The sequence below is a fragment of the Halomonas sp. genome (genome assembly GCF_034520545.1).
In the GTDB taxonomy this organism is placed as follows: Bacteria; Pseudomonadota; Gammaproteobacteria; order Pseudomonadales; family Halomonadaceae; genus Halomonas.
This window is the reverse complement of sequence record NZ_JAXHNN010000016.1, coordinates 15,936-33,759: the sequence shown is the minus strand read 5'-3', so window position 1 is coordinate 33,759 and position 17,824 is coordinate 15,936. Positions and strand designations below refer to the sequence as shown.

General features: G+C 62.8%; 15 protein-coding genes and 1 tRNA gene. 8 read left to right on the top strand and 8 right to left on the bottom strand.

Translation table 11 applies throughout. The annotated features are described in order from the left end of the window. Positions 1 to 1,281, bottom strand: coding sequence for an MgtC/SapB family protein (locus tag U5L98_RS17235; protein WP_322559490.1), 1,281 nt, complete (start codon positions 1,279 to 1,281; stop codon positions 1 to 3). Positions 1,282 to 1,453: 172 nt separating this feature from the next. Between U5L98_RS17235 and U5L98_RS17230 the strand changes: the two genes are divergently transcribed. Together U5L98_RS17230 and U5L98_RS17225 are read left to right on the top strand one after the other, a co-directional pair. Then, positions 1,454 to 4,543, top strand: a complete 3,090-nt coding sequence (locus U5L98_RS17230) for an EAL domain-containing protein (RefSeq protein ID WP_322559489.1) — start codon at positions 1,454 to 1,456, stop codon at positions 4,541 to 4,543. A 116-nt stretch (positions 4,544 to 4,659) separates the two neighbouring features. Continuing rightward, on the top strand, positions 4,660 to 5,115 hold the full coding sequence (locus tag U5L98_RS17225) for a YbaK/EbsC family protein (protein WP_322559488.1): 456 nt from the start codon (positions 4,660 to 4,662) through the stop codon (positions 5,113 to 5,115). 64 nt (positions 5,116 to 5,179) lie between these two features. On the opposite strand, the gene U5L98_RS17220 is transcribed toward U5L98_RS17225, so the two are convergent. Beyond that, positions 5,180 to 7,144: an acyl CoA:acetate/3-ketoacid CoA transferase gene (locus U5L98_RS17220; RefSeq protein WP_322559487.1), complete on the bottom strand. Its 1,965-nt coding sequence runs from the start codon at positions 7,142 to 7,144 to the stop codon at positions 5,180 to 5,182. Between the two features lie 148 nt (positions 7,145 to 7,292). Here U5L98_RS17220 and U5L98_RS17215 point away from each other — a divergent pair, with 148 nt between their 5' ends. The 3 genes from U5L98_RS17215 (at position 7,293) to U5L98_RS17205 (ending at position 9,891) form a co-directional block, all read left to right on the top strand. Next, the gene (locus U5L98_RS17215; RefSeq protein WP_322559486.1) at positions 7,293 to 7,751 is read left to right on the top strand and encodes a translesion error-prone DNA polymerase V autoproteolytic subunit; all 459 of its coding nucleotides are present in this window, start codon (positions 7,293 to 7,295) and stop codon (positions 7,749 to 7,751) included. Then, positions 7,748 to 9,022 (top strand): Y-family DNA polymerase, encoded by a 1,275-nt coding sequence (locus U5L98_RS17210; RefSeq protein ID WP_322559485.1) that lies wholly within the window; start codon positions 7,748 to 7,750, stop codon positions 9,020 to 9,022. Before U5L98_RS17215 ends, U5L98_RS17210 begins: the two co-directional genes overlap by 4 nt. Positions 9,023 to 9,138: 116 nt before the next feature. Beyond that, complete coding sequence (locus U5L98_RS17205) at positions 9,139 to 9,891, top strand: SDR family NAD(P)-dependent oxidoreductase (RefSeq protein WP_322559484.1); 753 nt, start codon at positions 9,139 to 9,141, stop codon at positions 9,889 to 9,891. 81 nt (positions 9,892 to 9,972) lie between these two features. Here the strand turns inward: U5L98_RS17205 and U5L98_RS17200 are convergent, their stop codons facing one another. From U5L98_RS17200 to U5L98_RS17180, 5 genes are all read right to left on the bottom strand, one after another. Next, the gene (locus U5L98_RS17200) at positions 9,973 to 10,275 is read right to left on the bottom strand and encodes a circadian clock KaiB family protein (protein ID WP_322559483.1); all 303 of its coding nucleotides are present in this window, start codon (positions 10,273 to 10,275) and stop codon (positions 9,973 to 9,975) included. After that, positions 10,272 to 11,990: an ATPase domain-containing protein gene (locus tag U5L98_RS17195; protein ID WP_322559482.1), complete on the bottom strand. Its 1,719-nt coding sequence runs from the start codon at positions 11,988 to 11,990 to the stop codon at positions 10,272 to 10,274. Before U5L98_RS17195 ends, U5L98_RS17200 begins: the two co-directional genes overlap by 4 nt. 43 nt (positions 11,991 to 12,033) lie before the next feature. Further along, positions 12,034 to 14,526 carry an EAL domain-containing protein gene (locus U5L98_RS17190; protein WP_322559481.1) on the bottom strand — a complete coding sequence of 831 codons (2,493 nt, stop codon included), beginning with the start codon at positions 14,524 to 14,526 and terminating at the stop codon, positions 12,034 to 12,036. Beyond that, positions 14,523 to 14,729, bottom strand: a complete 207-nt coding sequence (locus U5L98_RS17185) for a hypothetical protein (protein ID WP_322559480.1) — start codon at positions 14,727 to 14,729, stop codon at positions 14,523 to 14,525. The genes U5L98_RS17190 and U5L98_RS17185 overlap by 4 nt, the downstream gene beginning before the upstream one ends. A gap of 394 nt (positions 14,730 to 15,123) precedes the next feature. After that, positions 15,124 to 15,315, bottom strand: coding sequence for a hypothetical protein (locus U5L98_RS17180; RefSeq protein WP_322559479.1), 192 nt, complete (start codon positions 15,313 to 15,315; stop codon positions 15,124 to 15,126). A gap of 50 nt (positions 15,316 to 15,365) precedes the next feature. Between U5L98_RS17180 and U5L98_RS17175 the strand changes: the two genes are divergently transcribed. Together U5L98_RS17175 and U5L98_RS17170 are read left to right on the top strand one after the other, a co-directional pair. After that, positions 15,366 to 15,812, top strand: coding sequence for a hypothetical protein (locus U5L98_RS17175; RefSeq protein ID WP_322559478.1), 447 nt, complete (start codon positions 15,366 to 15,368; stop codon positions 15,810 to 15,812). Then, positions 15,813 to 15,998: a hypothetical protein gene (locus tag U5L98_RS17170; protein WP_322559477.1), complete on the top strand. Its 186-nt coding sequence runs from the start codon at positions 15,813 to 15,815 to the stop codon at positions 15,996 to 15,998. It begins immediately after the preceding gene. 309 nt (positions 15,999 to 16,307) lie between these two features. On the opposite strand, the gene U5L98_RS17165 is transcribed toward U5L98_RS17170, so the two are convergent. Then, positions 16,308 to 16,392: transfer RNA gene (locus U5L98_RS17165), tRNA-Thr, on the bottom strand. A gap of 122 nt (positions 16,393 to 16,514) precedes the next feature. Here U5L98_RS17165 and U5L98_RS17160 point away from each other — a divergent pair. Further along, entirely contained in the window at positions 16,515 to 17,702 is a 1,188-nt protein-coding gene (locus U5L98_RS17160; protein ID WP_322559476.1) for an integrase arm-type DNA-binding domain-containing protein, read from the top strand. The last annotated feature ends 122 nt before the right edge of the window (positions 17,703 to 17,824 follow it).

Below are 17,824 nucleotides of genomic sequence, written 5' to 3'. Positions count from 1 at the left end.
TCACACCGCCAGGGCGATCCCTAGCCCCGTCACCATGGAAGCAATCATTGGCACGGCCACTCGCTTGCCGAGTTGCCTGGTGCCCAGGAGGGTGGCCAGCCCTGACTTGAAGAGATTGTTGACGGCGGCAGCGATCACGATGCCCAGCACGGCGGTGGAGGTATCGATGTCCTCCAGCGACATGCGGGTCAGCGACAGGGTAATGGCATCGACGTCGGCTACCCCCGATGAGGCTGCCAGCAGATAGATGCCGGCTTCGCCCAGCCATCCACGCAGCCACTCGCCGAGCAGCATGATCGCGGTCAGCAGGCCGCCGAACAGCAGAGCCGTGCGCAGTTCCAGCGGGTTCTGGATGGGGGTCGGACTGTCGACCTGAAGGGTCTTGCGGTGGTGGTGCCAGAGATACAGCGCGGGCAGGTAGAGCATCGCCCCCATGACGGTGACCGGAAGCAGCAGCGTTGGCAGCAGGCCGGGACTGATCAGCGCGGTGTAGATCAGGATGCGCGGGAACATGGTACCGCAGGCCAGCAGGATGCCGGCGGCCAGCATGGCCTCGAGGTCACTGCTCTGGCGTGATACCCGCGCGAAGTGCAGGGTCAGCGCCGTGGAGGAGGAGAGTCCGGCGAATAGACCGGTAAACAGGATGCCCTTTTCGGCGCCACCCAGGCGCATGGCGAAGTAGCCGACGAAAGAGATCGAGGCGATCAGTACCACCATCCACCAGATCTCGTAGGGGTTGAGCGCCTCGCCGGGCCCCATGCCGCGATCAGGGAGCAGCGGCAGCATCACCACCGTGATCAGAAGCAGCTTGAGCCCGGCATCGAGCTCATGAGCCTGCAGCTTGTTCAACAGGCCGTGGATCTCGTGTTTGTTGTCCAGTATCACCGCGGTGATCACCGCGCCAGCGGCGGCCAGGGCCAAGTCGATCGATACGGCCACGGCGCCGAAGCAGAAGGTCAGCAGCAGGCCTACCAGGCCGGTGATGCTGTAGTCATGCTGCTCGGCCAGCTTCGCACGCCAGGCCACCAGGCTGATGCCGGCCACGGTCACGAAGATCAGCGGGAAGGCCCACTCGCTGACGGTTTCCGAGAGCAGCGCGGCAATACCACCGAGCAGCCCGACGAGTGCGTGGGTACGGATACCGGCGACGCGCTCGCCGGATTTCTGCTCCCGAGCCGTCCAGCCGCGCTCGATACCGATCAGCGCACCCAGCAGCAGCGCCACGCCCAGCCGAATGGCGGAATCGTTGGCAGCGAGGAATTGGCTGGCGACATCATCCATGGGCAGGGCTTCCTGGCGCCGTCTAGTGATCGGTGAACTCTTTCATGGTGGCCCGAGGCGACGTCTGCTTCAATGGCTTATATAGAAAGGCGTCCCGTCATTGGCCCGGATACATTGCTGGGTCAGGCTGATATCTTCTGACTCTGGATCCAACGCAAGGATTTCCCATGACATGAGTGGCGAGTCGTTTCCCTCCGAGGCGTTGCCCGAGAGGCGTCATCGGGATATACGTCGTCGCGCCATCGCCCTCTACGTGCTGGCTCTGCTGATTCTGCTCCTGATGTTTGCCGGTATCCTGCGGGACCAGCATCGGCGTGACCTCGAGGTGGGCCGGGAGCGTGCCAGCGCTCGCAGCGACCTGGTGGCCGAATGGGTGGCCACTACCTTTGCCGTGAGCGAGCATGCTCTGGGAGGGCTGTCGCAGCTGCTCGATGCCCCTCAGCAGCAGGGAGGGGGGAGGCTTGCGGTCACCCCTAGCGATTTCGAGGCCCTGTTGGCTGGTCAGCGTGATCGTCTCGCCTTCATCGATGAGTTGAGCCTGGTCGATGCAGCTGGCAGTGTCATTGCCTCATCCGCGCCCTGGTGGCCGCCTGACTACAACGTCAGCAGCCGGGAGTTCTATCTCGCCTTCCTGGAAGATCCCAGCCTCGAATCCCTGGTGACACCGCTCTACTGGTCTCCGTTCAGGCAGACCTACCATCTCGTCCATGCTCTCCGCCTGCTGGGGCCGGATGGCAAGTTCCGTGGCCTGGCCGTGGTGCGGCTCAATCCAGCGATCTTCGGCGAATCACTGGCGCGGCTGGGTATGACCCGCGGCGAGAGCATCGCCATCGCAGACACCGAGATGCGGTTGATCACCCGCCGGCCAGCATTCGATGAGGGTGGCGCCATGGGCGTGCTCGGCACCCCCTTCAGCGAGCCGCTGACACGAGCCTTCCTCGACAGTGGCGAGGCATCTACGACCCTGCGCACGGCCTCGCCGCTGGACGGCAGTGAGCGACTCTATGCCATGCAGCGCGTAGCGAATCTGCCCTTGCTAGTGGTAGTGGGCGAGGAACTCGAGGTCCTGCTCGCCGGCTGGTGGCAGCGGCTCTGGCTGCTGGTCGGCATCTTTCTGGTGGTGGCGGCACTGGGCTGGTGGCTGCTGCGCCACTACCTGGGTCGGCTGCGGCTGGAGAGCGAGCTGAGCCGGCGCCTGGTGGAGCGTGAGCAGGTCCGTCGGACGGTTCAGGACCGCGAGGCGCAGCTGCGGGCCCTCGTCAGCTCGATCCAGGACATGATCTTCGTGTTCGATGCCCAGGGCCGCTTCGTCTATGTTCATGCCGTGGACCGAGACCAGCTGCTCGAGGAACCCGAGGCGTTGTTGCAGCGCCACTACAGTGAAGTCCTGCCCGTAGCAGTGGTACGGCGGTTCGATGAGGCTCTGGCCGAGCTGCAGGTCACCGGTGAACCGGTGGAAACGGAGTATCGCGTCACCCTGGCCGGCGTGCCCCGTGACTTCCAGGCCATCATCAGTCCGCTGGTCGAGGAGGGCGACGGCTATAGCGGTGTGCTGGCCGTCGTGCGTGAGGTGACCCAGTTCCGTGCTACCGAGGCCCAGCTGCGCATCGCCGCCACCGCCTTCGAGACGCACATGGGCATGGTCATCACCGATGACCAGGCCAGGATCCTCAAGGTCAACGACACCTTCACTCGTATTACCGGCTATTCCGAGGCCGAGGTGCTGGGTCGCAACCCCAGCCTGCTCAGTTCTGGCCATCATGACGAGGCCTTCTATAGTCATCTCTGGGCGTGCGTCAAGGAGAAAGGCAGCTGGCAGGGCGAGATATGGAACCGGCGCAGGAACGGCGAGGTGTTCCCCGAATGGCTGACCATCAGTGCGGTGCATGACAAGGCAGGCGAGCTGACTCACTATGTGGCTACCTTCAGCGATATCTCTCAGCACAAGGCCGCCGAGGCAGAGATCCATCAGCTCGCCTTCTATGATCCCCTGACCGGCTTGCCCAATCGCCGGCTGATGCTGGACCGCCTGGAGGGTGCGCTCAAGGACAGCTTTCGCAGCAGCCAGTTTGGCGCACTGCTCTATCTCGACCTGGATAACTTCAAGCAGGTCAACGACACCCTGGGGTATCACGCCGGCGACCAGCTGCTGCAGCAGGTTGCCAGCCGACTGGGCGAGTCACTCCGCGCGAGTGACACCTTGGCTCGGCTGGACGGTGACGAGTTTGCGGTGCTGTTCCACGACCTGGGCCGCAATACACAGCGAGTGGCGGCTGTCGTCGAGCGCATCGCTTACAAGCTGCTCGGGGCGCTAAGGGTGCCGAGCAGCCTGGCCGGGAGCTCGGTGACGATGACCGGCAGCATCGGCATCACTCTCTACCGCGATCATGGCACGACCCTTGACGAGATCCTCCAGCAGGCCGATATGGCCCTCTTCCAGGCCAAGCAGGCCGGGCGCGATACTCTGCGCTTCTTCGATCCGGCCATGCAGGAACAGCTTCATGCGCGTTCCCGGCTCGAGGCGGGTCTGCGCCAAGCGTTGGCCAACAACGAGTTCCTGCTTTACTACCAGCCCCAGGTGGATGCCGACCGACACATGATCGGGGTCGAGGCGTTGCTGCGCTGGGAGCATCCGGAGCGAGGCCTGGTTTCACCGGGCGAGTTCATTCCCTTGGCCGAGGAGAACCGACTGATCGTGCCCATCGGCGGTTGGGTGCTGGAGACCGCCTGTCGGCAGCTGGCGGCCTGGGCCAAGGATCCCGCTACGGCCGATCTCACTGTCGCGGTGAACGTCAGCCCCCAGCAGTTCCGCGAGACCGATTTCGTCGCGCGGGTGCTGACCACCCTGGAGCTCACCGGTGCCCGCCCCGAGAAGCTCAAGCTCGAGGTGACCGAGAACCTGTTCGTCGATGATCGTGACGAGGCCCGCGAGATCATGCGGCTCCTCAGGGAGCACGACGTGACCTTTTCCCTGGACGACTTCGGCACCGGCTACTCCTCACTCTCCTACCTCAGGCGCCTGCCCCTGGACCAGCTCAAGATCGACCAATCCTTCGTGCACGACCTGCACGAGGACGAGGCGAGTGCGGCCATCGTCGCCAGCATCATCACTCTTTCGCATAGCCTGCAGTTGGATGTGATTGCCGAGGGCGTCGAGACCGAGGCCCAGCAGGCTTGGCTGATGGCTCACGGCTGCCGGGCATTCCAGGGTTACCTGTTCGGCTGGCCGATGCCGGTAGATGAGCTGCCGCTGGATACGTGAGTGGCGAGCCTCATGGCCGTCGTGTGAAAGATGGCCGGGTGTGCCAGGCTGTTGGGAAAGCGGCTGAACGAGACTTGTCGACAGATCCTTGAACGACACACGGGAGGAGGATTCCCATGGCTATGAAACGCGTCACGCAGTTTCTCGACGAGAATGGCGTAAAATACTTCATACAGCAGCATTCCCCGGCCTATACCGCCCAGGAGGTTGCCGAGGCAGCCCATGTGCCCGGCCGCCACTTCGCCAAGAACGTGATGGTCAACGTCGACGGTCGCCTTGCGCTGGCGGTGCTGCCGGCCTCCGATCGGGTCGACCTGCAGCGATTGGCCCAGTCTCTCGGCGCCCAATCCGTCGAACTGGCCAAGGAGAGCGCGTTCAGCGAGCGTTTCCCCGACTGCGAGCCCGGCGCCATGCCCCCCTTCGGCAACCTCTTCGACCTGGAGGTCTTCGTATCGCCGCATCTGGCCGAAGCCGACATCATCGCGTTCAGCGCCGGTAGCCACCACGAGGTCATGCAACTTGCCTACGGCGTGTTCGATCGGCTCGTGAAACCAGCGGAAGTGGCGATGTAATGCCTCGCCTGGCCCTGCATCGCCACAGCGCGAACCTGCGGTTCAGCGCCGAGCCCTCCCGAGATCACGCCTTGAGGTGTCGGCGGGCCTCTTCGGCGCTCTCGTAGATATGGGGCGAGACGGCGCGCGCCTCCAGGGCGTGGCCGAGCTTGCGGCGCATGAAGCTGCTGGTGGTGTAGCGGGTCACCCGGCTGTAGAAGCGCTGCTCGAGGCCGCGCACCATCTCGGTGTAGGGAGCGAGCAGGGCGTCGTCGATGCGGAAATGGTCGTAGTTGACGACGGCCTGGACCCGGCGACCCAGCGGGGCGAGGCGGCGCTCGACCTCCCGCTCGATGGCGTCGATGTCTGCCCGGGAGGCGACCCGCATGTGCTCGAAGTTGATGAAGAGCACGTCCTCGCTCTCGTCGAGACTGAAGCGCTGCGCCAGCGGCTGGTCGAGCAGTTCGTCGGCGAGCCCCATAGGCGCCTCGCGGAAGATGCGCGCGTCCATGGTGCGGGGCGGCTCGGGCATCCGCGGGGTGAAGGCCATCAGCGCCAGGATGTCGCGCTCCAGATCGACCCCCGGGGCGATCTCGGTGAGAGTGAGCCCCTCCGGGGTGAGTTCGAACACTGCCCGCTCGGTGACATAGCAGACCGGTTTGCCGTCCGCGGCTGCCAGGGTTCCACTGAAGGTGCGGTGTTCCACCTCTTCGACGAACTTGCCCTGGCCGCTCGGGGGCGACTCGAGCCGTCCATCGACGATAGCGAGCGCCTCCTTGGTGGCCACGAAGGTACCCATGAACACCACCTTGCGGGCGTTCTGGCTGATGTTGATGAAGCCGCCGGCGCCGGCCAGCCGCGGGCCGAAGCGTGAGACGTTGACGTGGCCCGCGGCATCGACCTGGGCCATGCCCAGGAAGGCAATATCGAGCCCGCCGCCGTCGTAGAAATCGAACTGGGCCGGCTGGTCGATGATCGCCTGGGTGTTCAGCGCCGCGCCGAAGTCGAGCCCGCCGGCCGGCAGGCCGCCGATCACCCCGGGTTCGGCGGTCAGGGTCAGGTGCTCGAGCAGGCGCTCTTCGCTTGCCACCGCGCCGACCCCCTCGGGCATGCCGATCCCCAGGTTGACCACGCTGTTGGGCTTGAGCTCGAAGGCCGCACGCCGAGCGATGATCTTGCGCGCCGAGAGCGGCAGCGGCTCGGGCGTTGCCATGGGCGCGCGGATCTCACCGGAATAGGCCGGGTTGTAGGCGGTGCGGAAGGTCTGCCAGTGATGGGTTGGGTCCTCGCAGACCACCACGCAGTCGACCAGGATGCCGGGAATCTTCACGTCCTTGGGGTGCAGGGTACCGTGTTCGGCCAGCCGTTCCACCTGCACGATCACCACGCCCCCGGAGTTGCGTACCGCCGTGGCGATGGCCAGTGCCTCCAGGGTCAGGGCCTCGCGCTCCATGCTGACGTTGCCCAGGGTGTCGGCGGTGGTGCCGCGCAGCAGCGCCACCTGCAGCGGCAGCGCGCGATAGAAGAGGTACTCCTGGCCGTCGACGGGCAGCAGCGACACGCGCTCCTCGAGGGTGACGTCGTTGATCCTGCCGCCGCCCAGGCGCGGGTCGACGAAGGTACCCAGCCCCACCCGGGTGAGGGTGCCAGGCTTGCCGGCGGCGATGTCGCGGAAGAGGTGCGAGATCACTCCCTGGGGCAGGTTCCAGGCCTGGATACGCCCCTCGATGGCGAGTTTCTGCAGGGTAGGCACCAGGCCCCAGTGCCCGCCTATCACCTTGGCGACCAGCCCTTCATGGCCGAAATGATTGAGCCCGCGGGTCTTGCCGTCGCCCTGGCCGGCGGCATACATCAGGGTCAGGTCGCAGGGCTCGCCGGTCTCCAGGAAACGCGCCTCCAGCGCCACCGCTAGCCCCTCGGCGAAGCCGATGCCGACGAAGCCGCCGGTCGCCAGGGCGTCGCCGTCACGGATCAGATTCACGGCCTCACGGGCGGAGACCACCTTGCCCTTTTCGGTGAAGGGCTGACGAGAGAGCAGGGGATGGGGCATGGCGGACGTCCTGGTGATCGTTCTTTGTAATGGTTATTTGTTTTCGCTCCTTCACGGTAGCACGCGTCGTGGTGTACCGGCAGGGCTTGCCAGGCAGGGGAGAAGTGTCGAATACTGTCTATATATACAGTTTTTGATGGAGAGGCCCATGATATTGCCGATATCCACCACCGCCCGGGTGATCGGCCGTGCCGTGCTGCTCCCCGGCGATACGGCCCAGCCACTGATGGGCTGCCGGGTGCGGGCGGGCTTCCCGAGCCCCGCCGACGACCACCTGGATGTGGAGATCGACCTGCACGCCCATGTGGTGCGCCGCCCGGCCGCCACCTACTTCGTACGGGCCGAGGGCGACTCCATGCTCGGTGATGGCATCCACCATGGCGACCTGCTGGTGGTGGATCGGAGCCTGGAGCCGCTGCCCGGGCGGGTGGTGGTGATCGCCGTGGATGGTGAGCCCACCGTGAAGCGCCTGGAGCGCCGCGGTGAACGGACCTTCCTGGTGGCCAGCAACCCGCGCTTCGCGCCGATCCCCCTGGCGGGCCGTGAATGCGAGGTATGGGGCGTGGTCACCCATGTGATCCATGCATTGCCGGGGGGCGAGCCGTGATCGCCCTGGTCGACTGCAACAACTTCTACGTCAGCTGCGAGCGGGTCTTCGATCCGCGCCTGGAGGGACGCCCGGTCGGCGTGCTCTCCAACAACGATGGCTGTGTGGTGGCGCGTTCCAACGAGCTCAAGGCGTTGGGCGTGGCGATGGGCGCGCCGATGCATCTGCTGCCACCGGCCATTCGCCGCCAGGCAGTGCTGCTCTCGAGCAACTATGCGCTCTATGGCGACATGAGCCGGCGGGTCAACTTGGTGCTGGCCGAATTCTCGCCGGATGTGGAGGCCTACTCCATCGATGAGAGCTTCGTGGGCTTTTCCGGCTTCGCCCTGAGCCGCCTGGAGGCGCATGCCCAGCGGCTGCGCGAGACGGTACGCCGCGACACCGGCATCCCGGTCTGCGTGGGGCTGGCGCCGACTCGGGTGCTGGCCAAGGTGGCCAACCGGGCGGCCAAGAAGATGCCTGCCTACGAGGGTGTCTGCCTGCTGGAGGCCGACGGGACCGCCACCCGAGCACTGCTCAGGGGGCTGCCGGTGACCGAGCTGTGGGGCGTGGCGCGGCGCACCGCCGAACGGCTGGCGCTGATGGACATCCACACCGCCTGGCAGCTGCGCCAGGCCGATCCCAAGCAGGTCCGGCGCCATTTCTCGGTAGTGCTGGAGCGTATCGTCTGGGAGCTGCGCGGCCGCCCGGCCATCGTGCTCGATGACATCAATGAGCCACGCCAGCGCATCATGGTCTCGCGCTCCTTCGGGCGGCTGACAGACGCGTTCGCCGACCTGCAGGAGGCCGTGCGCCAGCACGCTGCCCGGGCCGCCGAGAAGCTGCGTGGCCAGGGCAGCCAGGCGCGAGCGCTGATGGTCTTCCTGCGCACCAACCCGCACCTGGCCGGCGAGCGCCAGTACCGCAACAGCGTGGTGGTACCGTTGCCGGCCCCCAGCGACGACAGCCGCGAGCTGCTCGAGGCTGCAGGCAAGGGGCTTGCGGCGATTTTCCTCGAAGGGGTGCGCTACCAGAAGTGCGGGGTGATGCTGCTCGACCTGGTGGAGGCCGACCGCCACCAGCTCTCGCTGCTGGCGCCACGCAGCGAGGCGGCGCGCGGGCGCAGCCAGCGGCTGATGGCGACGGTGGACCGGCTCAATCGCGAGATGGGTCGCGACACCGTGCGCTTCGGCCTGCCTCGCCAGGGAACCGCCTGGGCGCTGCGCTGCGAGCGGCGCACCTCGCGCTATACCACTCGCTGGGATGAGTTGATGCGGGTCAAGACACGCTGAAAAAGTATCGGAAGCTGCGGCGGTGCGGGGTTTCCGCGGCGAGGTGATTGACTACACTGGAGGCGCAAAGGCGCGGTTATTCGTCGCGCCGGAAGGTCATCGACAGGGGAAGACCCATGCGCATCAAGGGCAAGAACGTCATCGTCACCGGCGGCGCCAGCGGCATCGGCCTGGCCAGCGTGGAGCGCTGCCTGCAGGAGGGCGCCAGCGTGGTCATCGCCGACCTCGAGGACAGCGACGGTCAAGCAAGGGCCGCTGAACTCGATGGACGGTACGACGGCCGCTGCCTGTTCATGGCGTGCGACGTTACCGATACAGCCCAGGTCGACCGCCTGTTCGAGGAGACCGTTGCGGAGCTGGGCAGCGTGGAGGCGGTGTTCAACAATGCCGGGATCGGTGGCATCTGTCCCACCGATGAGCTGAGCGATGAAGACTATCTCAGGGTTATCGATATCAACCTCAACGGCGTCTTTCGTGTGGCCCGGGCGGCCTTGAGAGTGATGTACGAGCAGGGTGGTGGCAGCATCGTCAACTGCGCCTCCATCCTCGGCGTGTTCGGCCAGTCGCAGACCGCCGCCTATACGGCGGCCAAGGGCGGAGTGGTCAATCTGACACGCACGCTGGCCATCGAGGCGGCGCCGAAGGGCGTGCGAGTGAATGCCATCGGCCCGGGGTATATCGACACCCCGCTGCTAGAGGCGCTGGATGACGAGATGCTGCAGGGGCTTATCAGCCTGCATCCCCTGGGTCGTCTGGGCCGCCCGGAGGAGGTGGCTAACGCTTTTCTGTTTCTGGCCAGCGATGAGGCCAGCTTCGTCACCGGTGCCCACCTGATGGTCGATGGCGGTTTCACTGCCGGCAAGTCCTGAGGCCTGGCTTGGCCGAAAAGACCGAAGTGGGTCAAGATCGGCTGAGCCTTTTCATCGGCATGGGTATTTTCCGCAGTGCCGTCAGAGCGCCGAGAGAAAGTCGTTCAGGCGGTGTTCATCGGAGAGGTCTCCATAGAGCACTCGGCGCTCTCCCGAGGCATCGATGTGCATCAGGGCGGGGGTGGCGAAGATGCCGAAGGTGATGGCCTGCTGCGGATCACGTAGCAGGTCGACCTCGCGAGCCGGGGTGTCACCGATACCGGCGGCTTCGAGGGCGGCCGCGAGGTTGAGGTGGGCCCGCTGCGAGCGGGGCGCCTCTCCGGTAACAAACAAGATTAGAGCGGTACGCTCCGGGTGGGTATCGTCGGCGAGCGGGCTGTTCATCGGTCCTGCCCTCCCTCGCCGGGATTGCGACGTCGCAGTATATCGTCCTGGTGACGGTCCGTTCCGCGATCGATGTCCGTTTGGTCGTCATGCTCGGCTACCAGTTCCTCCTGCAGGCGTTCAAGTTCCTCCTGCCCCTGCTGGATAAGGGTACGGGTCTTGTCGATCTCCCGTTCCAGCCGTTGCCTCTGGCGAAGGCGTTCCTTGACCAGGCGCTGTCGCAGGGCGGCTTCCTCGCTTTCCTTCTGGACGCGCGCGGTGCCCATCAGGACCTCGCTGCCGAAGGGGTAGACGTCGGCGAGGTCGACGCCATCGGCGGAAAGCAGCATCTCGCGGACCTGGTTGGAGTGTCCCGTCCCGCGTGACTTGGCCACCGACAGCGAGCGATTGCGCTCGCCGCCGTTGATCTGGTAGCGCAGCACGATCCAGGTATCGGCCAGGGTCGAGGCATGGCTCAGGCTGGCTTCGCCGAAGGGGTCATCGGCCTCGGACAGCGAGGTCAGCATGGTGGTGATGCCCCGGGTGCGTGTCGCGGCTAGCAGGCGCTCCAGGGCGAGGAAGGCGCTCTCGGCACCGGACGCCTTGAGCAGGGCCGAGGCCGGGTCGATCACCAGGCAGTCGGGCCGGAATTCATCCATCAGGTTCAGCAGGGCCAGGTAGTGTTCCTCGACCATGGCATTCCAGCTGGCGCGGGCGACGACTCTCAGCAGGCCGCTGTCGATGGGCGATTGCAGGTCGATGCCCAGGGTGGCGACATTGCGCACGATCTGGGGCGCGAACTCGTCGAAGCTGATCAGCAGGGCCCGCTCGCCTCGCCCGGCGGCGGCCGCGACGAAGGCCGCTCCGAGCGTTGTCTTGGAGGTGCCGGGTTGGCCGGAGACCAGGGTGATCGAGCCGCGATAGACGCCGCCATCGAGTATCTTGTCGAGGCGCTCGATGCCGGTACTGAGACGTTCGCCGGCGGCCGGCACCGCCTCGGCGATGAAGGGCTCGGCATAGGGCAGACGAATGCCATCGTCGTCGATCAGCATGGCTAGTTCATCGGGGTTGTGACGCGTGCCCCGGTACTTGGCGATGCGGAAGCGTCGGTTGAGGCGCTTGTCCACCAGGCCGCTCGACAGCACCAGGATGGTGTTCATCATGAATTCGATGCCGGCGAGGTGATCCGGCTGGAAACTCTCATTGCCCGTGTGCTTACCGGTCAGCAGCAGGCTATACCCCTGGGCGATGCTCCAGTCATTGAGTTGGACGATCTGGTCGATGGCCATCTGGCTGTCGGCTTGGCGGCGCAGCAATTGGTCGATGCCGTCGAGGATGATCCAGGTGCCTTCCACGCGCCTGGCGCAGTGATCCAGCACGGCGAGCAGCCCTTCGATATCGAAGGCCCCGGAGAATTCCGCCTCCTTCATCGACTGGCCGTCGATGATCTCGCAGCGCGCCGACTCGCGCAGGCTCCGTCCCCAGCGGAAGGCGTCGGCGTTGCGCAGCATCTGATCGCGGGATTCCTCGAAGCTCATGAAGACGCCGCCTTCCCCCATTGCCAGGGCGCTGGCGAGGATCTGCAGGCCGAGGATGGTCTTGCCACAGCCCGGCTCGCCGATCACCAGGGTCACGCCCCCGGCCGGCAAGCCGCCGTGGGTGACGGTATCCAGATCGCGAATGCCGGTGGCTCGCTTGACGAGCCCGTACTCCGCTGTTGTTTCGGTGTCGTTCATTGCGTTTCCTTGTGGCGGGGTTCCGCTATCTTCCGGTGCCACCTCATGACACCCCGGGGGAAGGGCGTAGTTCCAGAGGCAGACGGGATTGTTTTTCCAACAACCAGCGAAAGTCCTCCACTTCCAGGGGCATGCTGTAATAGTAACCCTGGCCGATGCGGCAGCCCAACTCGAGCAGCGCATCACGCACGGCGGGAGTCTCCACGCCTTCCGCCACGGTATCGGCGCCCAGCACCTGGCTGATGCCCAGGATCATCGACACGATGTTGCGGTTGAGAGGCTCGTCGAGGATCTTGCGCACGAAGCCCATGTCGATCTTGATCTCGTCGAAGGGGTATTGCTGGAGGTAGAGCAGCGACGAATAGCCGGTGCCGAAGTCATCCATGGAGAGCCGTACCCCCAGCGCATGCAGGTCGTTGATCTGCTGTCGCAGTTGCACGGATTCCTCGCTGAACACGCTCTCGGTGATCTCCAGGGTCAGGGACGACGGGTCGATGTCATGGGTCTCGAGGGCCTCACGCACCTTCTCTGTGAAGTCACCCAGGCGGAACTGATCCACCGAGACGTTCACCGAGACCTGGACCAAATCGAGTCCGGCCTCCTGCCACTCGCGGAGGTGGCGACAGGCCTGGAGGAGCACCCAGTCACCGATCGGGCCGATCAGCTGGCTCTGTTCCGCCACGCCGATGAACTGGCCGGGCATCTGCATCCCGCGTTGGGGATGATTCCAGCGGATCAGCGCCTCGCAGCCGATTACCTCACCGGTGGCGAGATTCACCTTGGGCTGGTAGTGCAATTCGAACTGGTCATCCTCTAGGGCTTGGCGAAGGTCGCGGGTAAGGTCAATGCGCCGTTGGGCGAGTCGATCCATCTCTCGGTTGTAGCGATAGAACTCACCGTTGTCGCGTAGGCGAGTCTCGTGCAGGGCGATCTCCACTTCGTGCAGCAGAATTTCGGCGCCGCGTTCGTTGTCGCCGAGCAAGGTATAGCCGCCGCGAGCCGCGATCTCGATGATGAAGTCTTTTACCTGTAGGGGCGTATGGAAGAGGTCGTCAAGGTGATCGAGACGCTCGCGGGGGTGTGAACTCCCGTCATCGGGCAGGAAGAGGATAAACTGGTCGCCGCTGATGCGCCCGATGAGGATGTCCTTGCCGAGGCCATTTTCGAGGCGACGCGCCAATTCGATTAGCAGGTGGTCGCCGGTGTCATAACCATAGGCATCGTTGAGGTTGCGCATCTCGCGGATATCCAGCAAGACGATGAGGGCCGCCGGGTTCCAGCCGTGCTGGGCAATGTGGCGTGAAAAGGCCTCCATGAAGCCCAGGCGATTGGCGAGGCCGGTCAGCGGATCCCGGTACGCCAGGCGCTTGAGCTCGCGCTCCGCCAGCTTGCGCTCGGTGATGTCCACATGCATCACCACGGCGCCCAGGAAGCCCTGGGCTTCCTGGCCCGGCATCAGCCGGCTGGCCATCATGCGAAACCAGCGGGGCTGGTCCGGGGAGTGGCAGGGATACTCGAGGGCGAAGGAGGCCTGGTGGCCAGCCAGCACGGCCTTCAATCCTTCGGCCGCTTCAAGCGCTTCCTCGGCGCAGTCGCCGTTGGCAGCGCGACAAACGCTAAGGTAGTTGCTGCCGACGCCGAAGGTGGTATCTCGAGAGTCATTGTTTGTGCCGAAGTGCCGCCATTGGTCGTTGACGTCGAGGATCTTGCCGTCGCCGTCGAGCAGGGCGATATGGGCGGGCAGGGCGTCGATCAGCGCGCGGCGCGTGGCCAGGGCCCCGGAGAGGGTCTCCAGCATGCCGTCCTGGCGGTCGAGCATGCGGTTGAAGGTGCGCGACAGGTCGGCGAATTCATCCGACCCCGAAACCGGGACGCGGACATCGGGCTCCCCGGCCTCCACCCGCCGGGTGGCGTGGTAAAGGGACCGCAGGGGGCCGTGGATTCGCCGATACATCAGCCCGAAGGCGACGACGCAAAGGGCCCCGAAGAGCCCCGCGGCGGTGGCGAAGCCACTGGCAATCCAGTTGGCATCACGGGCGATCATCGTCTGGCGCTGACTCGTCACCTCCCGAAGTGCGGTGTCCAGTTCGATGCCATAGCCGGCAACCTGATTCATGATGACCTGGCTACGCAAGGGCAGGAGCAGGGGACTGTCTGCCTGGCGTTGGGTGTCGCTTTCCTCCCGGAGCCGGGTGGGTTGCGAATAGACGGTTGCAAGGGTGCCGACCAGGAAGTCGATGTGGTGGATGGCGCGACGAGCGTCGGGATGGACCTCCGCAAGCTCTGCCAAGGTATGCTTCAAGGATGTGGCCTCGGCACGATAGCTCTCCAGGCGCGCCGGGTCGGCGTGATTGACAAGCAGGGCATCGCTTGCCACCGAGAACTCCCCGATGCGATGGTGGAGATCCATCAGGGCCTTGATCTCCGCCTGTTTTTCCTGCATTTCGCCCATGCTGTGCAAACCTACCAGGACCAGGGCGACAAGGCCTATCACGCAAGCGGTGATGCTGACCACGGAGAGGCGCACGAGTTTCATGATCGGGCTATCCGGTCATTGGGCGTCTCGTCGACCAGGCTCGGTAGGTCGCCGAGGGTCTCGGTACCGAAAAGGCGGGTGGGCTCGTGGGTGTTCGCAATGGTGGTCAGGGAGGCGGTAACCAGGGCAAAGCTCGCCAGCGTCGCATTGCTATTTATTCTTATCCAATGCCATTCCTGACAGCATGATTGTTGAATCCGCATGCTCTTCAGCGTCCATGTCGAGGGTAGCCTGTACTACTTCTTATCAGTATGTTCTCAGGTCCCGGGGATTGCCAATCAGGGCAGGGGCGTCATGGTCAGAGAAATCAGAAGGCTAATGGTGTCCGGACGATCCGGACCATGACCACCCTATCTGTCTGCGCTTCAAGGCGGAGGCTCGTGCCTATTGTCTGATGAGGCCTTCACTCCGGGGCTCAGGGCGCCAACGCGGGCAGCACGAAAGGGAATACACCCTGGGTAGGTCTTTCACCAGGCAGGCCTTTCAGACCTTACGATCGTCGGCCGGGTGTTCTGGTAGGAGTCGTTCGACTAAGGTGCCTATCCATGCATCACCTGCATTGACTATAATTCATCCATGAAAACGCTCACTCTTCAGCTAGACGGTATCAAGCCGGCGGATCTCTCCATGAAACGCCTGGCTGATTACCTGTGCGAGCTCTCTGAACTCTACGGGAAGGGCGGGCGCTTGCATTTTGAGTCTGTCAGCGAGGGCTCGGCAAAGCTGAATGTGCGTGTAGATGACGACCACCATGCCGAGGTGCTCCATCGAGTCAGAGAGATAGCGCATGGTCTGGGCTCCAAGCCGCGAAAAAGGCATACCAGCGACTGGCCGAACTCATGGAGGAAGATCACGCATCCGGGGTGCTGACATCTGAAGGAGCCCGTATTTTTGAGTTCCCCAGAATATCCAGAGAGCAAAAACCGATGGTGATATTCAAGACTGGCAGCGTGCAGGGAAGGCTGTACACCATCGGCGGCAAGGATGACACCGTACCCGTACGGCTCGAAGGGGCCAATGGTGAGACCCTAAACTGCGAAACGGATATCGACACCGCTGCCCGGCTGGCACCCCTGCTCTTCAAGCAGGTGCGAATTCACGGCAAGGGGGAATGGGAGCGTCGCCAGACAGGTGGTTGGCGATTGAAGAAAATGCATATCAGCTCCTATGAGCCCCTGGAAAAGGCGTCACTCAAGACGGCTATCGAACGCATGCGGGGCGTGGGGGGCATTTTGTGGCACAGCAATGAAGCTCCTCACGAGTCGATATTGGATCAGAGGGGATAGATGCGAGCCGTCATCTACACGAACGTCCTTGTGCAATTCATGCGTGATGCCGATCCGGTCGATTTAACAGACCCTGAGACCGGAGAAGTAATAGAGCGTGCCGCTGATCGTGCCGCCGCCCTGGTGGAGAGGATCGACCAAATCAGTGGCGAGCATCACGCCGTTGCCAGATCAGCAGAGCTTTGAGCTTCCTCCCGAGGAGGAGGAGGAAGACGGAGACGAAAATTAACACCTGAACTGCATGCCCGCCGCTGCGGCTGACGGACGCCTTGGTTCAGCTTGGTCTTGGCCCCACGCCGGGTGAATCCCCATCAGCGCCAGCCGGGCCGATTGCATTGTGACGTAGGTGCGGTTCGCTTCATTGCCGACTGGTTGCCGTCTGCTAACTGCCCCCGCCTGATTCCGCTGGCTGCTACCTATTTGCTACCTAGCAGCCGAGCAACGAAAAACGGCTGCCGCGATGATGCGCCAAGTGGCCGTTTTCCAATATGTTTCTGGTGCCGCAAAGAGGAGTCGAACCTCCGACCTACGCATTACGAGTGCATGATAACCCGAAAATCGGGTGCTCACAACCTACGGCTGGCTACGTCAAATCATCAAAAAATAAGATAAAACGGGTCTGTATCGTGTTGTGATGTGTCCGGGGGCGTTGTATGATTGCCAGGGACGATGAATGTTGGAGTCTGAGATCGAGTCAGGAAGATGCCAGTAGCCACAATAGCCAGCCCGGAAGCCAGCCCGGAAGCCAGCCCGGAAGCCAGCCCGGAAGCCAGCCCGGAAGCCAGCCCGGAAGCCAGCCCGGAAGCCAGCCCGGAAGCCAGCCCGGAAGCCAGCCCGGAAGCCAGCCCGGAAGCCAGCCCGGAAACCAGCCCGGAAGCCAGCCCGGAAACCAGCCCGGAAGCCAGCCCGGAAACCAGCCCGGAAACCAGCCCGGAGCCCAGCCCGGGGGTTAATGGTAAGAAAAAAAAGAAAAACAAGCCGGTGAAGTCTCACGGAGTTCATAAGTTAACAAAGGGTGAGGTTAATTCTCTTTCTAAAGTTATGGATGTGGGAGATTTCGCTTGGGATACTGAAGTGGCAGGGTTTGGGATTAAAAGAACCTCTAGAAGCATTGTGTTTCGTTATGTGTATAATTCTCCTGTGGCTGAAATTAAAAACGGCAAGAGGAAATATAAAAAAAGAACCGTAACGATAGGTTTGTATGGGGAGATGACAGTTGATGCAGCTAGAGCGGAAGCTGGTAAGCTGGCGGTTAAAAGGAGGTACGAGAAGAAAGACCCTAGGGCTGAGGCTGAAAAGGAGAAAAATAAAGATATAACCTTTTCCCACTTCTTGGAAGAGAAGTATAGGTCTCATAAAAAATATGACATAGAGGGCGACAATGATATTGACTCTCTCAAAAAAGAGTTTAGTGACTGGCTAGATAAGCCAATGCACTCTCTCTGTGAGCAAGATGTGGATAACTGGAGAAGCAAAAAGGAGAACGAGCTAAGCGCCTGGGCGCGCCAAGAAGAGCCAAAAGGCCGTAGGCCTTCAAGTTTTGGGGGGTGGGAAAGGAGGTATGCATCGCTACAGGCAGCACTGAATTACGCTGAAAAATTGAAAATAATAAAAGATAATCCGCTCAAGCTGGTTAAGCTAAAAAAGCCGCTCGATATTGACGATGAAGAAATGAGCGCTGAAAGGAGGGTCCTTGATGACGAGGAAGTGAAGTGCATATTGAATGGAATTCAGAACTATATCGAAAAGAAGGACAGAAGAGGAAGGAGTATATATCATGGGAAAAAGCATCTTCTAGATCTTGATTCTATGAGTTTGTGGACCACGTTAAGCCATGGATCCTTACCATGTTCTATACAGGATTTAGAAATGGTGATATCTATGGGTTGAAGTGGGAGCATATAGACTGGGAGGAATCAAACATCAGAAAAGTAGTGGAGAAGATAAGAAGGCATCGCTCATCACCAATGAAATTTCCTATCTCTACAGGCTTAAAGAAGTTCTTGAGCTTG